Source organism: Oribacterium sinus, assembly GCF_963537195.1.
In the GTDB taxonomy this organism is placed as follows: domain Bacteria; phylum Bacillota; class Clostridia; order Lachnospirales; family Lachnospiraceae; genus Oribacterium; species Oribacterium sinus_A.
On record NZ_CAUTEG010000066.1, the window covers coordinates 1 to 13,417 of the forward strand.

General features: G+C 44.0%; 13 protein-coding genes and 1 pseudogene. 13 read left to right on the forward strand and 1 reads right to left on the reverse strand.

Features of this window, described 5'->3' with window-relative positions; all coding sequences use genetic code 11:
- The 7 genes from RYL27_RS07995 to RYL27_RS08020 form a co-directional block, all read left to right on the forward strand.
- On the forward strand, positions 1–546 hold a 546-nt coding region (locus RYL27_RS07995; RefSeq protein WP_314966426.1), incomplete at its 5' end, for a glycosyltransferase family 4 protein.
- Positions 547–648: 102 nt separating this feature from the next.
- Positions 649–1,431, forward strand: a complete 783-nt coding sequence (locus RYL27_RS08000; protein WP_314966428.1) for a nucleotidyltransferase family protein — start codon at positions 649–651, stop codon at positions 1,429–1,431.
- Complete coding sequence (locus tag RYL27_RS08005) at positions 1,428–2,231, forward strand: D-glycero-alpha-D-manno-heptose-1,7-bisphosphate 7-phosphatase (protein ID WP_314966430.1); 804 nt, start codon at positions 1,428–1,430, stop codon at positions 2,229–2,231. Before RYL27_RS08000 ends, RYL27_RS08005 begins: the two co-directional genes overlap by 4 nt.
- Positions 2,232–2,599: 368 nt before the next feature.
- Positions 2,600–2,830, forward strand: a complete 231-nt coding sequence (locus tag RYL27_RS11520; RefSeq protein WP_442945751.1) for a type II toxin-antitoxin system RelE/ParE family toxin — start codon at positions 2,600–2,602, stop codon at positions 2,828–2,830.
- 61 nt (positions 2,831–2,891) lie between these two features.
- Entirely contained in the window at positions 2,892–3,191 is a 300-nt protein-coding gene (locus RYL27_RS08010) for a HigA family addiction module antitoxin (RefSeq protein ID WP_040649615.1), read from the forward strand.
- A 227-nt stretch (positions 3,192–3,418) separates the two neighbouring features.
- On the forward strand, positions 3,419–4,717 hold the full coding sequence (locus tag RYL27_RS08015) for an ATP-binding protein (protein WP_314966432.1): 1,299 nt from the start codon (positions 3,419–3,421) through the stop codon (positions 4,715–4,717).
- A gap of 11 nt (positions 4,718–4,728) precedes the next feature.
- On the forward strand, positions 4,729–4,926 hold the full coding sequence (locus RYL27_RS08020; protein ID WP_314966434.1) for a hypothetical protein: 198 nt from the start codon (positions 4,729–4,731) through the stop codon (positions 4,924–4,926).
- Positions 4,927–5,294: 368 nt separating this feature from the next.
- Here RYL27_RS08020 and RYL27_RS08025 read toward each other — a convergent pair whose 3' ends face one another.
- Positions 5,295–5,969 (reverse strand): D-sedoheptulose-7-phosphate isomerase, encoded by a 675-nt coding sequence (locus RYL27_RS08025; protein WP_314966435.1) that lies wholly within the window; start codon positions 5,967–5,969, stop codon positions 5,295–5,297.
- 389 nt (positions 5,970–6,358) lie between these two features.
- Here RYL27_RS08025 and RYL27_RS08030 point away from each other — a divergent pair, with 389 nt between their 5' ends.
- The 6 genes and pseudogenes from RYL27_RS08030 to RYL27_RS08055 all read left to right on the forward strand — a co-directional run.
- Positions 6,359–7,459: a metal ABC transporter solute-binding protein, Zn/Mn family gene (locus RYL27_RS08030; RefSeq protein ID WP_314966437.1), complete on the forward strand. Its 1,101-nt coding sequence runs from the start codon at positions 6,359–6,361 to the stop codon at positions 7,457–7,459.
- Positions 7,460–7,471: 12 nt separating this feature from the next.
- Positions 7,472–8,260, forward strand: coding sequence for a metal ABC transporter ATP-binding protein (locus RYL27_RS08035; protein ID WP_314966438.1), 789 nt, complete (start codon positions 7,472–7,474; stop codon positions 8,258–8,260).
- Positions 8,261–8,360: 100 nt separating this feature from the next.
- Complete coding sequence (locus RYL27_RS08040) at positions 8,361–9,233, forward strand: metal ABC transporter permease (protein WP_314966440.1); 873 nt, start codon at positions 8,361–8,363, stop codon at positions 9,231–9,233.
- Positions 9,234–9,320: 87 nt separating this feature from the next.
- Positions 9,321–10,166: a metal ABC transporter permease gene (locus tag RYL27_RS08045; RefSeq protein WP_314966442.1), complete on the forward strand. Its 846-nt coding sequence runs from the start codon at positions 9,321–9,323 to the stop codon at positions 10,164–10,166.
- A gap of 245 nt (positions 10,167–10,411) precedes the next feature.
- The gene (locus tag RYL27_RS08050; RefSeq protein WP_183683622.1) at positions 10,412–10,819 is read left to right on the forward strand and encodes a metal-dependent transcriptional regulator; all 408 of its coding nucleotides are present in this window, start codon (positions 10,412–10,414) and stop codon (positions 10,817–10,819) included.
- Between the two features lie 477 nt (positions 10,820–11,296).
- Positions 11,297–13,417 (forward strand): annotated as a pseudogene (locus tag RYL27_RS08055) (hypothetical protein); the annotation flags it as partial.

Below are 13,417 nucleotides of genomic sequence, written 5' to 3' on the forward strand. Positions count from 1 at the left end.
ATGCTCTTTGTGGGAGGCTTTGCTCACCCGCCAAATGAGGACGGCGTGCTTTGGTTTGCCAAGGAAATCTTCCCCTTAATGAGAAGACAGCTTCCGAATCTTCGTTTTCGGATTGTGGGCAGTAAGCCTACAGAGAAGGTTCTGGCCCTGGGACAGCAGGAGGGCATAGAGGTACTGGGCTTTGTCAGTGACGAAAAGCTTCATAGCCTCTATCAGGAAAGCCGAATGGTGATTGTGCCCCTGCGCTACGGAGCAGGCGTGAAGGGAAAAGTTGTGGAAGCCCTCCATGAAGGAGCCGCCATCCTGACCACACCCTGCGGAGCAGAAGGCATCCCGGGTATTGAAGAAGTGGTTGCCATCGAAGGAGAAGAAAGAGAATTTGCCAAAACCGGTGCCCTTCTCTACCAAAACATTCCAAAGCTTCGGGAAATGGGACAAAAATCCCTGGAATTTGTGGAAAAGGCATTCTCCACAGAGGCGGTATTTGAAGGTATTCGAGAGGATTTTGGTCTTGGAAAAGACGGAGAAGTGCTGGACTTAAAGTAAATTCAGGGAAGAAAAGCAGTGAAAATCAAGCTATCGGCGCAGAGAGCTTGGAAAACTCGATAGAATAATGTGCCGGTAGCAATCATTTTATAAGGAGGGAAAATGCAGGCAATCTTATTATGTGGAGGAATGGGCACCAGACTTCGTTCCGTGGTGGCAGACCGTCCCAAGCCCATGGCGGATATTTGCGGAAAGCCCTTTTTGCAGTACCTTCTGGAAATGCTCCGGGACAAGGGTATTACGGAAGTGATTTTTGCCCTGGGCTATATGGGGGAGATGATTGAAGAGTATTTTCAGGACGGCTCCGCCTTTGGCCTAAAGATTGCCTATTCCTATGAGGAAGAGCCACTAGGCACCGGGGGTGCCATCCGAAACGCCCTGCCGAAGATTTTGGAAGAAGAGGTACTGGTGCTGAATGCGGACACCTATTTTCCCATGGACTATCAGGGACTTCTCCGTTTTCATCAGGAAAATGATGGGGATTTCAGCCTGGCCACCAGAGCGGTACCGGATATTTCCCGCTACGGTGCTGTGCGAAGAGATCCAGCAGGCCGGATTTTGGCATGGAATGAGAAGCTGGGAGATGGTGGGCAGCAGCCTGGTGAAGGCTCGAAACAGCCGATAGAGGGAAACGCTCAGCAAGCAGCGTCGTCTTCCCCAAAGTCCTTATCCGGGGAAATCAATGGAGGCATCTATGTAATGAAGAAGAGCCTCGTTGCGGAAATTCCTGAGGGAAAGCAGAGCTTAGAGCAGGACTGCATCCCCAAATGGCTTTCCGAAGGAAAGCGGATCTTTGGCCTTCCCTTCCATGGCTATTTCATGGATATCGGCATTCCCAAGGACTATCAGCAGTTTATTACGGACGTGGAGCAGGGGAAACTATGAAGAAAAATATAGAGGAACAACTAGAAAATGCCCCCAATTCTTCGAATGAAAAGCACAACGTAAATGGTCATGGGAAGCTACAAGTACATGAAAATCTAAAATCGAATGCCAAGGACAAAGTGCAGTCTTTAAAAAAAACCGTATTTCTGGATCGGGACGGCACCATTAATGAGGAAGTGTCTTATCTACATAAGGTAGAGGATTTTCGTTTTCTCCCCCATGTTTTAGAGGGCCTATCTATCCTGTCAAAAGCCGGCTTTCAGCTGGTGGTGGTGACGAATCAGGCCGGAATCGGGCGTGGCTATTACAGAGAAAAGGATGCGGAAGCCCTGCATCTTTTTTTAAGAGAAGAGCTTAAAAAGAGAGACATTTTCCTGAAGGGCATCTATTACTGTCCCCACCATCCGCAGGGGATAGGAGCGTACCAAAGAGAATGCGAGTGCCGAAAGCCCAATCCCGGAATGCTCTATCAGGCAGAGTGGGATTTATTGCAGGGAAATAATGAAGCAGAGTCACCCATTCAAAGCCTCTACCGCTTAAGCCGGGAAGAACGGGAAGCGTTGGAGCAGGAGCACAGACAAGCAGAGCGAAAAGCTTGGCTTTCCCACTCCTATATGATTGGGGACAAAATCTTAGACTGTGAAGCCGGAGTAAACTTCGGCGTACAGCCCATTCTTCTGGCTACCGGATACGGGGAAGAGGAGAAAAGGAAACTGGAAGAGGAAAGGAAGCCTTGCCCTCCATACTTTGAAAATTTAGAAGAAGCTGCAAGATGGATTGTGGAGAGGGAGCTGGAATAAATCCTGCTTTCCTCATTTTAGTTAAATGATAATGTACACCATTAACCGTAAGCTTTAGTTTTTCTACCATTTATTTAGCGCTAATGTGAGGATTTTCAGAAATTAATTTAATTATTTCTTCCTGTTTCATGGTAGTTTTCATGGTAGTTTTCGTGGTAGTTTTTCATCATTACTACCATTAAACTATTTAAAAAGTTCAAATTCTTCGGTTGGATTTGGAGGTCATGAATCTATGCCAAGTCTGATTTATCTTCCTGCCTTTAATCGAATATTTTTATCTTTTTTTGCTCTTTCACTTGTTTGAAAGCTTTTATGGTTACTCCACCGCAGCATTGACATATACACGCGAAAAAGGTATATTTTAATTTATGATTACAACATGTAAGGACAAAGAAACTGAAAAGATATATCATCAAGTTTTTTCCAAAAAGCTACCAATAGATATTCAGCATATAGCCTTACGAAAACTAATCATGCTTAACAATGCGAAGACTTTGGAAGATCTTCGCATTCCACCATCTAATCATCTGGAGAAATTATCCGGTGATAGGGCAGGGCAATATAGTATTCGCAAACAAACAATTTCGGCTGTGCTTTAGCTTTCATCTTGCAGAAGCTAGAAACGTTGAGATTGTGGATTACCACTAAAAAGGAGAAGTTATGGAATTAAATTATATTGAGCCACCAAGCATTGGCGAAATCCTTCGAGAAGAATTTATGGAGCCGATGGAACTAAGCGCATATGGCATTGCACAAGCAATTCATGTTCCTGTTTCCAGAATCCAAGACATCCTGCATAATAGACGAAAAATCACGATTGATACCTCTCTCCGACTCGCGAAGTTATTCGGTGTTTCGGATGAATACTTCATCAATATGCAGAACGACATCGATATTCGAATGCAAAAAAGAAAGCTTGATCTCGAACTACAGCAAATTAAAACAATACAATATGCATAATGGTATTATAAAAGAGAATTGTAGTAAGAATGGAGCAGGCTCAGATTACACCTCTTTCAGCCCTATATTGCATACAACATAGTTTTTATATTTACAGCTTCTTTTAGGCCAAGGGAGTATCGCAAGCCTGCGATACTCCCTTGTTCTTTCCATCCGTTACCTTTATAATAGAAAAAACATTTTATAAAAATGTGCATTTACACAAAAATATAAAATAGGAGAAACCCATGGAAGTGCAAAGACCAAGATATTTAAAGCGTTTAATCGATAAAAAGGATAATGGAAGGGTAAAAATCATCACCGGTATTCGACGATGCGGAAAGTCTTACCTGTTATTCACTCTGTATAAAAAATATTTGCTTAGCCTTGGTATCAAAGAGGAGCAAATCATTACCATAGCTTTGGATGAGCTTCACAACATGCAGTATAGAAATCCTCTTACACTGGATGCTTACCTTCGGGAGCGCATGCAGCCGGAACAAAACTACTACATCTTTATTGACGAGATTCAATTTGTGGAAGAAGTAGAGAATCCTTATATCAAAAACAGTGAAAATAAAATTGGCTTTGTAGACCTTGTTTTAGGCCTGATGAAACTTCCCAATGCGGATATTTACATTACCGGCAGCAATTCAAAGATGCTGTCCTCTGATGTTCTGACTCAGTTTCGGGACAGAGGGGATGAAATTCGAGTATATCCCTTTTCTTTTGCAGAGTTTTCCTCCTGCTATGAGGGAAATCCCAGACTGGCTTTCGAAGAATATTGTCTATATGGCGGGATGCCTACCGTCCTTAGCAGGAAAACGCCGGAAGAAAAAAGCGAATATCTGAAAAATCTCTTTCAGAATACCTATATTAAAGACGTGATGGAGAGGAACCGTATTGGTAAAGAAGCCTTTATCCTGGAAGATTTACTGGATATTGTTTCCTCTTCCATTGGCTCCCTTACCAATCCAAGAAAGCTGGAAAATACCTTTCAATCAGAAAAAAATATCAAAATCTCTCAGCTAACCATTAGCACTTATCTGGATTATTTTATTGATGCCTTTTTGATGGAAAAAGCCAGAAGATTTGATGTGAAAGGGAAAAAATACATTTCTTCACCCTACAAATATTATTTTTCCGACATCGGTCTCAGAAATGCCAGACTGAATTTTAGACAAAACGAAATGACGCACATTATGGAAAATGTCATTTACAACGAACTCCGTATGCGCGGACTAAATGTGGATGTGGGCGTAGTAGAGCAAAATTATAAAAATGAAGAGGGCAAAAGAGCACGGAAAAATCTGGAAATTGATTTTATAGTGAATCGAGGAAGTAATAAATATTATATTCAGTCAGCCTTACATGTAGACAGTCCGGAGAAAAGAGCACAGGAAACAGCCTCCTTAAAGCAGTCCGGAGATTTCTTTAGAAAAATAGTCGTTGTAAAAGACTATATCCTCCCAAAGCATGATGAAGACGGTATTCTTTACCTTGGCGTAGAGCAGTTTTTACTGGATGAGGGTGCTATAGATTTATAGAAGGAGAACTTATGCCAACTGAAAGTATAACAAAGAATTTTATAGTATCAGGGGAAGAGCAGGTCGAAAAATTTGCTAATGCTATAGAAGAATCATACCAAGAGTCTTTGACAAGAAAAAAGGACTCATCTTTACGTATTACACATCTTCGAGATGCAGCCGAAGTGAAGGAATTTTTGGAAAAAAGAGGCTATAAAAAATCAAAGTAATAAAGAGATTTTAGATAGTATAGGCCTGAAAGAGAGATAATCTAATCCCGCCAAAGCTTACTGAAAGCCTATGAAGTGAAGGACTGTATAAACAATGAGTGGAAGCGACAGATGTAGTATAGGCATGAAAGAGGGGCAATCTGAGCCCGTCAGTACTTACTGAAAGCGAGCTAAAGCGAAGCTTGAAGTTAGTACTGCTACGAAGGCGAAGTTAGCGGGAGCGTGCCCGATTTCATGTCTATACTGCATTGGAGCGAACGCCTTCGATGGATACAGTCCTTCATTACGAAGGCGAGGTTAGCGAGAGCGTGCCCGATTCCATGCCTATACTGCATCCGAGCGTCCCTCATCAATGAATACAGTCCCCCTTATGCGGCAAAAAAATACCTCTCCAGCATCAAACACAAAGCATGATAAATCGGCAGATGCAGCTCCTGAATCTGATACGTTTCATTGGACGGCGCAATCAAAGAAAGGTCCGCAATCGCTCTGCCCTTTCCCCCGTCCTTTCCTGTCAGTAAAATGCTGGGGATGCCCATAGCCTTGGCAAGCTTTAGCGCATAAGAAACATTTTTGGCATTTCCGGAGGTGCTGATACAAAAGAGCAGATCCTCCGGCTTACCGTAGCCAAGGAGACACTGGGCATAAAACAGCGTTTCGTCCTGGTCGTTGCTAAAGGCAGTGTGCAGGGCGGTTTGACTGCTGAAGGAAATGGCAGGTAGTCCCTGCTCCAAATGCTTTTCAAAGTAAGAGGCCTCCTCTTCTCCGAAGAGCTTTTTTACGTTGGACAGAAGTTCAGGCGCCAAAGGGCGCTTACTGCAAAAGGCCTTCATCAGCTCGCCTACGATATGATCCGTATCTGCGGAGCTGCCCCCGTTACCGCATAACAGAAGCTTGCCTCCCTTATCGTAGCTATCCCGCATCATGGTAAAAGCATGCCAGATATTCTCTTCGATTCCGGAAAGTACCGGGTAACGCTGTATCAGGAGAGTCAATTCCTCCCTCGCCTGTTCTTCTTTTTTGTTCTTTATTTCTATAGCCATTGCTTCATCCTCCTTTATGCTTTGGAATTTCTCAAATTCCAATCCTCATTGTAGCGTATTTTTCATTTCCAGTCTTTTCTTCTTTCTGATTTTTTGCCTATTTTTTGGAAAAATAAGAAAAAGGAGCAAAAGTGAAAAAGAAGTTCTTGCAATCTTGTATACAAAGTAATAGAATCACCTGTAAGGATAACCTTACAAAAAGAATAAAGCTTCTCAAATAATACAAGTAAAATACTAAACTTGATAAATAATACTGATTTTTACATTCGAGGAGTAGTAATGGAGAAGCAATAGTTAGAAAGTAGCAATTAAAAAGTAGCAATTAAAAAGTAGCAATCAAGAAATAACAATCAAGAAACAGTAAAACGAAAAGGAAAGGAAAAACAACAATGAACAAGAAAGTCTCCTACGGAAAGCTCATATTCCAACGACTCCTAGGCTTGGTTCTGGTGACCGCCCTCTCCGCAGGTTGTGGAGCAGCCATGGAAAGCCAATCCGGAAGTCCATCCGAAAACCAATCCGCCGGTCAATCTGCCGATAAAGCGGAAGCAAAGTCTCCTGACGCAAAGTCCCCGGACGCAAAGTCTCCTGATGCAAACTCGACAGACGAAAAATCCAAAGACGCAAGCTCCACCGGCGCAAAGGATAAGCTCAAGCTCTGCGTCACCACCAGCTTCTTAGAGGATATGGCGGAGGTGCTGGGAGGAGACAGCGTAGAAATCAGCTGCATTATCCCAAGAGGAGAGGATCCCCACACCTATGAGGCGAAGCCCGAGGTCTTAAAGAAGATGCAGGGCGCCGAAGTTCTTTTCTACCACGGCTTACATTTTGAGGGGAAAATGCAGGATGCCCTGAAGGCACAGGGGGGCGTCATGGTTTCCAAGGACTTCCCGGAGGATAAGGTCATTCAGGCCTTCCAAGGAGAAGATGTGCCGGATCCCCATTTTTGGTTTGACCAAGACCTGTATGCACAGGCAGTCTCCACCATGGCGGCAACTTTGGAAGAAAAGCTTCCTGAGGAAAAATCTATTATCGAAGAAAGAAAAGAAGCCTATCAAAAGGAACTGGAAGAGTTGAAAGCATACACCAAGAAAAGACTTGAGGAAATTCCCAAGGAAAGTCGAGTGTTGCTTACTCCCCACGATGCCTTCCAGTATTTTTCCAGAGCCTACGGTATAGAAGTGAAAGCGCCCCAGGGGGTAAGCACGGACGGCGAAGTGTCCGCTTATGACATGGCGGAAACCGCGCAATTTATCGTAGACCATAAGATTAAAGCCATTTTCACGGAATCCACCACCGACCCCCAGCGCATGAAGAAGCTCCAGGAATCCTGCAAGGAAAAGGGCTTTTCCGTAGAGGTGGTGGAAGGAGACAAGGAAGGAGAGGGCGGGCTCTTTAGCGACTCCTTGGGACTCCGAGGAGAGGCGGGAGACACGTACCTCACCATGGTACGCTACAACGTAGACCTGATTGTAGACCACCTGAAATAGAAGGAGAAGAGGATGGATGCAGAGAACTTTTCCTTGCCGCAATTCTCCCACGCACAAGCCGGCAGTCAAGCCATGCTTACGAACGCGTCTGTGATGCCCTCCGCCATTTCCTGTCAGGGGCTTTCCGTCTCCTACGGGGAAAAGGAAGTGCTGTCCCGACTTTCCGTAGAGATTCCGGAAGGAAGCATGACCGCCATTATCGGGCCCAACGGCGCCGGAAAAAGCACTTGGATGAAGGCGGTGCTTGGGCTTCTTCCGAAAAATGCCGGAACCGTCCGCATTTTCGGAGAAGAAGGGAAAAAAGCGAAAAATTACCTTTCCTATATTCCTCAAAGCACTAAGGTAAATTGGGACTTTCCCATCACTGTGGAAGAGGTGGTAGAGATGGCGTCCTACAAAAAACGAGGCTGGTTTCTTCCTATTAGAAACGAGGATCGGGAGAAAAGAGACAAGGCACTGGAGGAAATGGGCTTAACAGCGCTACGAAAACGGCAGATTAGCCAACTTTCCGGAGGGCAGAAGCAGAAGGTTTTCCTGGCGAGAGCTCTGGCGGAAGAAGCCAAACTCTTCCTATTAGATGAGCCCTTCGCCGCCATTGACCAAAAAAGCGAACGAAGCATCACGGAAAAGCTGAAGGAATTCAAGAAAATGGGAAAGACCATCCTCTGCATCCACCACGACCTGAGCCGTTTGCAGGAGAACTTTGATTATATCCTGTGGATCAAGGCGGGAAGCTACGGCTTCGGAAGAGCTGAAGAGGTATTGAGCCCTGAAAACGTAGAAGCCATTTTTTCATACTAAACCATGTTTGCATAAGAAAATTGCTATTTCTCCATAAGAGGCTTGCTCTATAAATGAGATTTCATGATACAGCAAGCTTCTCCATAGAAAGCGAAAGCCTATGTTCTTTTTATCCTATGATTTCTTTGTGATTGCCCTCCCCCTGGGGGTGCTGGCCCTCAGCGCTGCCCTCATCGGAGGAATTCTTCTCTATAAAAAGCAAAGCCTGCTGGGAGATGCTCTGGGACACGGCACCTATCCCGGAGTGATTCTGGCCTATATGCTCTTTGCCACCAAGTCCCCTAAGATTCTTGCCCTGGGCGCTGCATTTACAGCCTTTTGTACTCTCCGTATTATCCAAAGCCTCACGAAGAAAGAGCAGGGAATGCGGGGAGAAAGCGCTCTGGCGCTAAGCCTAAGCGGAATGTTCGGACTGGGAATGGTTTTAAAAACTGTAATCACGGGAAATCCCCACTTTGCCAAAGCCTCCCAATCCGGCCTGAAAAGCTTTCTCTTCGGCTCCGCAGCCTTCCTGCAAAAGGAAGACTTTGTTCTGATTCTCTTCTGGAGCTTGTTTAGCCTAAGTCTTTTCTTCTTATTTAGAAGGGCATTTTGTCTGTATTGCTTTGATCCGGAATATGGAGAATTTCTGGGGGTGGAGGAGAGGAAAATGCATATCCTGCTCCGGTTTCTTCTGATTCCCCTCCTTGCCCTGGGTATCAAGATGCTGGGGGTGCTTCTGATGGCATCCTTTTTGGTTCTGCCAATGCTTTTTGCCAGAGAGCTGTCCGGAAGGCGAAAGGTCATTTTCCTGCTGGCGGGACTGCTATCCCTATTCTATTCCCTATTGGGAACAGGCCTAAGCCTAAGCCAAAAAGGCTTTTCCACCGGAGCCGGCATCATCGTACTGATGGGAGGAAGCCTTATGCTACTGCTTATCCTGAAAGAGCTTCGTGCCGGCATCCAAAGCTTAGGTCACAAAACATTGTCATGAAACTACTGAAAAGTTTCTTCCTAAAACCACTGAAAAGTTTCTTCCTAAAACCACTGAAAAGTTTTTTCCTAATAAGAAAGGAGTGCCATGCCGGAAATCTGTTTGGTCTTTCTTCTCTGCGCGATAGCTACAGGCATGCTCAGCCCCTATGTCTACTATCGAAATTGCAGTATGTCCATAGATGCCCTGTCCCACACCTCTCTATTGGGCATCGTCCTAAGCTTTAGCCTCATCAAAGACCTGTCCTCCCCCCTTCTGATTCTGGGCACAGGGGTCTTCGCCCTCTTCACCTTTTATTGCATAGAACTGCTACAGGAAAAGCTTCGTTGGAAAAGAGAGGAGAGTCTGGGCTTCCTCTTCCCCCTCTTCTTTGCTCTGGGCATACTCCTATTAAGCCTATATTACCGAAATGTCCATTTGGACACGGATATGGTGCTGATGGGAAATCCCTTCCTGATACCCTTTCAAAGAACTCTGGGGATGCCTGTCGCTTTTTGGAAAATGCTGTTCTGCCTGGTCTTAAACACCGCCTTTCTGCTGATTAGCTACCGTCCCATGAAGAAGCTGCTTCTTGAAGGAGAGGAGGCGGGGCAAATGTCAAAAAGTCAAAGACGTCTTCATTATGCCCTGCTCTTTTGCATCGTCATCACAAGCATATCCTCCTTTGATACGGTGGGAGGAATCCTGACCATTTCTCTCTTTGTAGCTCCCATTGCCGTGGCAAGACTATACAGCAGGAATCTGCGGGAATGTATTCTCTATAGCATATCCTTTGCTCTGCTACACGCTATAGTGGCGTTAATACTATCCTTCCGCTTCAACATCTCTCTATCCGGATGTTGCGCCTTTGTCGGTATGCTGGACGGGTTGATACAAAATGAATGGAAGAAGGCGCATCGAAAAGGAGCTACCATTCCTATAAAAGCCGGGTGATTTTAGATAGAAGAAGCTTACCATAGTCTATTTTCACAAAGCAAAAAACTTGCAATTTAAGAATATTGCTTAAATAAGTGGCGTGAAAATATTAAAATGGGGAATAATGACGGAAACGCTTGCGTTTTATTTAGAAAGGGTTTATATTCCCTGTAATGGAGAAGAAAAAAATTGAATAATTGCGACAATGCAACACAGAAAAAGAAAGGAAGAGGTCTGTAGTAAGAGTCTATACAGGAGGCCAGATGACACAGAACCGGGAGGACTACATCAAGGCGATTTTTAAGATTGCTGAACGCGAAGGAGAGGCCAGTAATCAGAGAATTGCGGATAGTTTGGGAGTTTCCAGGGCATCAGCATCAGAGATGGTGAAGAAACTGATTCAAGAAGGTTTTGTAGTAGCAGAGGGGAGACAGCTATCCTTGAGCGCAGAGGGAGAGCGGATCGCCAAACGCATTTTAAGCAGACACCGTTTGTGGGAAAGCTTTTTGATGACCAAGCTTCAATATGAAGAAGCGGAAGTCCACGAACAGGCGGAGCAGCTGGAGCACATCAGCGATGAGAAGCTGATAGAACGTTTGAACGCATATTTACATTTTCCAAAGACCTGTCCCCACGGGGCAATCATCTATGAAAATGAAGACAAGGCGTAAGAACTCTTTTTTGTGCGCGTAAATATAGGGAGAAAGGACTTCTTCCGAATATTTTGCGCGAAAATACAGCTGAGAAGAAAAAGAAACAAGAAAAAACTAAAAAAATATTAAGAAATATTGCACAGAAAATCGAAGGAACGAGAAAATATTTAAAGCATTTTGAATAGGCGAAAAATGGGATAAAACGGGAAAAACCCTTTTCATGACATTTAAAGGGCCTTTCGCGCAAAGTCTATTGAAATAAAAACTGCTTTTGCTAGAATACGGGATACAGAGAAGGAACGCCCGCAACATCGAGCCTGAACTGTACTGAGTAAGAATAAGGAAAGAAGATTCTAAGAAAGTGGAAAAGCAATCTTAAAGGAAACTTCCGGAAAGTCTAAGAAAGTCTGAGAACTTTTCGAAAGTCTGAAAGAAAGCTTTCGGTTTTTTTCAAAGAATCGCAAACCCAACAGTACGAAAAAGGTGGTCGATGGCATGAAGAATTATCGTAGAAATAATTATATAGGGAAGATGAAGAAGGGATTTAAGCAGAAGTTATCCTTACTGATGATTGCTTGTCTTTTGTTCACCGGCTATCGTGGACTTACCATTTCCGGACGAGCAGATTCCTCTCATACCGAACAGAATAACGAAATTGAAGTAAGCGGAAGCCAAGTAAAGGTACAGCTCCTTGGAGCGGATCTTCGGAGAGCGGCTACAGAAGCTATCCTGAAGGGCGAGAAAGTGGGAAAGAGTAATCTAGCTTCCTACAGCAAGGATCAGGAACTGGCGACAGAGTTTGAAGAGTACTTTGACGGAGAGAAAGAGATTTACAACATTCCTCTGAACAGTATCGCCGAGAATCTGGAAGAGAGCCTGAACACTGAAGAAGCCGGCTTACAGATTTATGTAGAAAGAGATGCGAAGGACTTAGACAGACTGGTTCGTAAGGAAAGTAAAGAAAGCTTACTGCTCTACAGCAAAGAGAGTGCAGTGGCAGGACTTCTTCCTAAGAAAGAAGAAGCAACAACGGTTTCCTTAACAGAAGAAGAGAAAGCATCTGACAGTAATCTTGAAAGAAACACAGAGTTAACCGGAAGTGAGCTCATCACCTTTGTGTATGAGAACAAGTCTACAGAAAGAATGACCTTCCAGCTCTCTGTTGATGGTAATAAATATCCGAAAGTAACCGTAGCTTCCAAGACAAGCCTGTTCAAGCAGTTCTTGGGCGATGCCAAGAAAGCGCAGGCAGAAGCTAAGAATGCCAAGGCTACAGAAGCTAAGGCTGAAAGCACAGAAGCACAGACTGTAGAAGCTTCCAAAGCAGAAGAGAGTTCTACCGAAGCTAAGCAGGAAGTGGCAGAAAGCAAAGCAACAGCAGAAACTAAAGCTACAGAAGAAAGCAAGGCTTCCGAGGAAGCGCGTAAGGATGATTCAGAAGTAGCAATCGTAAGTACCGCTGCAGAAGCAGTAGCGGAATCCACTAAAGCTAAGGCTGAGGTGAAGACAGAAGCTTCCGAGGAAGCAACAGAAGCTAGAGTAGAAGCTACTGAAGCGGAAGTTAAAGAAGCTGCAGCTAAAGCCGAGACAGCTCAGGCTGAAAAGGCAACAGAAGCACAGAAAGCAGTTGTAGAAGACAGTAGTCTTCTGAAAGATATCACAGAGCACAGTGAAGAAATCCTTTCTGAATTACAATCTATTCGTTTTACCCAGTACAGCTTGAACGAACTTGGCAGAAAGAGCCAGAACGTAGAAATCGAAGGATTCGGTAACGTACAGGTATTCTACGACGAAGCGGCATTTGACGGCGACGTAGTATTAGAAGCAAAGCGTCTCTTCAAGCCGGAAGAAGAAGCAGAAGGTGAAAAGCTTTCCGAAGAGCAGGTTAAAGTTCTGAAAGAGCATTCCATCTACGACGATGCAGCTAGCTTGGATATCCGCTTTGTGGATAAGAAAGACAGCGCTGTAGAAGTAGAGCCAAAGTCTCCGGTATCGGTTAGAATCAGTATTGATAAGAAGGCTTTACCAGCAGATGTGTCTTCTGATGAAATCTCCATTCATCATTTGGTGGAAAATGATGAAACAAAAGCCATTGAAAAAGTTGAAGTAGTGGTTCAGTCCTTAAAGGCTAAAAATGAAGAGGCTACAGAACTTAATGAAACTACAGAACCTTTGGTAAAAGAAGAAAATAAAGAAGAAACAATCACTAAAGAGTTTGTTGTGGATTCTTTCTCTCTATATCAGATTAACTGGAATGACAGCGCTGTACAGTATTGCCCACCAATTATATTCCATTATGTGGATAAGAACTTTAATGAAATTGGGCCAACGGTTAGGACAGTAAAAACGTATAAAACAGGGCTGGAAAAGTATATTAAAAAAGAGGGATCAGATCCAAAAACTTGGCAGTTGGAAGTGCCTGGTGATGCTCAAGGTGATATTAATATCTTTGATAAAAGCAATAAATCAGGAGAGGCGTATAAAACATTCAACGGATATGATTTTCTGGCTGCTTATCCATATAGACCAGGCTTAGATAATCTTGATAAAATAGTTAATGGGCACACTAACGATTATTTCGATATTAATTATAAATATAATCAAGACGCTAATACA

What these genes read in the sequence shown, in the direction of transcription:
- RYL27_RS08045 (WP_314966442.1), top strand. Translation starts at nt 9,321, where the DNA reads ATGCCGGAAATCTGTTTGGTCTTTCTTCTCTGCGCGATAGCTACAGGC.
- RYL27_RS08035 (WP_314966438.1), top strand. Translation starts at nt 7,472, where the DNA reads ATGGATGCAGAGAACTTTTCCTTGCCGCAATTCTCCCACGCACAAGCC.
- RYL27_RS08050 (WP_183683622.1), top strand. Translation starts at nt 10,412, where the DNA reads ATGACACAGAACCGGGAGGACTACATCAAGGCGATTTTTAAGATTGCT.
- RYL27_RS08025 (WP_314966435.1), bottom strand. Translation starts at nt 5,969, where the DNA reads ATGGCTATAGAAATAAAGAACAAAAAAGAAGAACAGGCGAGGGAGGAA.
- RYL27_RS08015 (WP_314966432.1), top strand. Translation starts at nt 3,419, where the DNA reads ATGGAAGTGCAAAGACCAAGATATTTAAAGCGTTTAATCGATAAAAAG.
- RYL27_RS08020 (WP_314966434.1), top strand. Translation starts at nt 4,729, where the DNA reads ATGCCAACTGAAAGTATAACAAAGAATTTTATAGTATCAGGGGAAGAG.
- RYL27_RS08005 (WP_314966430.1), top strand. Translation starts at nt 1,428, where the DNA reads ATGAAGAAAAATATAGAGGAACAACTAGAAAATGCCCCCAATTCTTCG.
- RYL27_RS08030 (WP_314966437.1), top strand. Translation starts at nt 6,359, where the DNA reads ATGAACAAGAAAGTCTCCTACGGAAAGCTCATATTCCAACGACTCCTA.
- RYL27_RS08010 (WP_040649615.1), top strand. Translation starts at nt 2,892, where the DNA reads ATGGAATTAAATTATATTGAGCCACCAAGCATTGGCGAAATCCTTCGA.
- RYL27_RS11520 (WP_442945751.1), top strand. Translation starts at nt 2,600, where the DNA reads ATGATTACAACATGTAAGGACAAAGAAACTGAAAAGATATATCATCAA.
- RYL27_RS08040 (WP_314966440.1), top strand. Translation starts at nt 8,361, where the DNA reads ATGTTCTTTTTATCCTATGATTTCTTTGTGATTGCCCTCCCCCTGGGG.
- RYL27_RS08000 (WP_314966428.1), top strand. Translation starts at nt 649, where the DNA reads ATGCAGGCAATCTTATTATGTGGAGGAATGGGCACCAGACTTCGTTCC.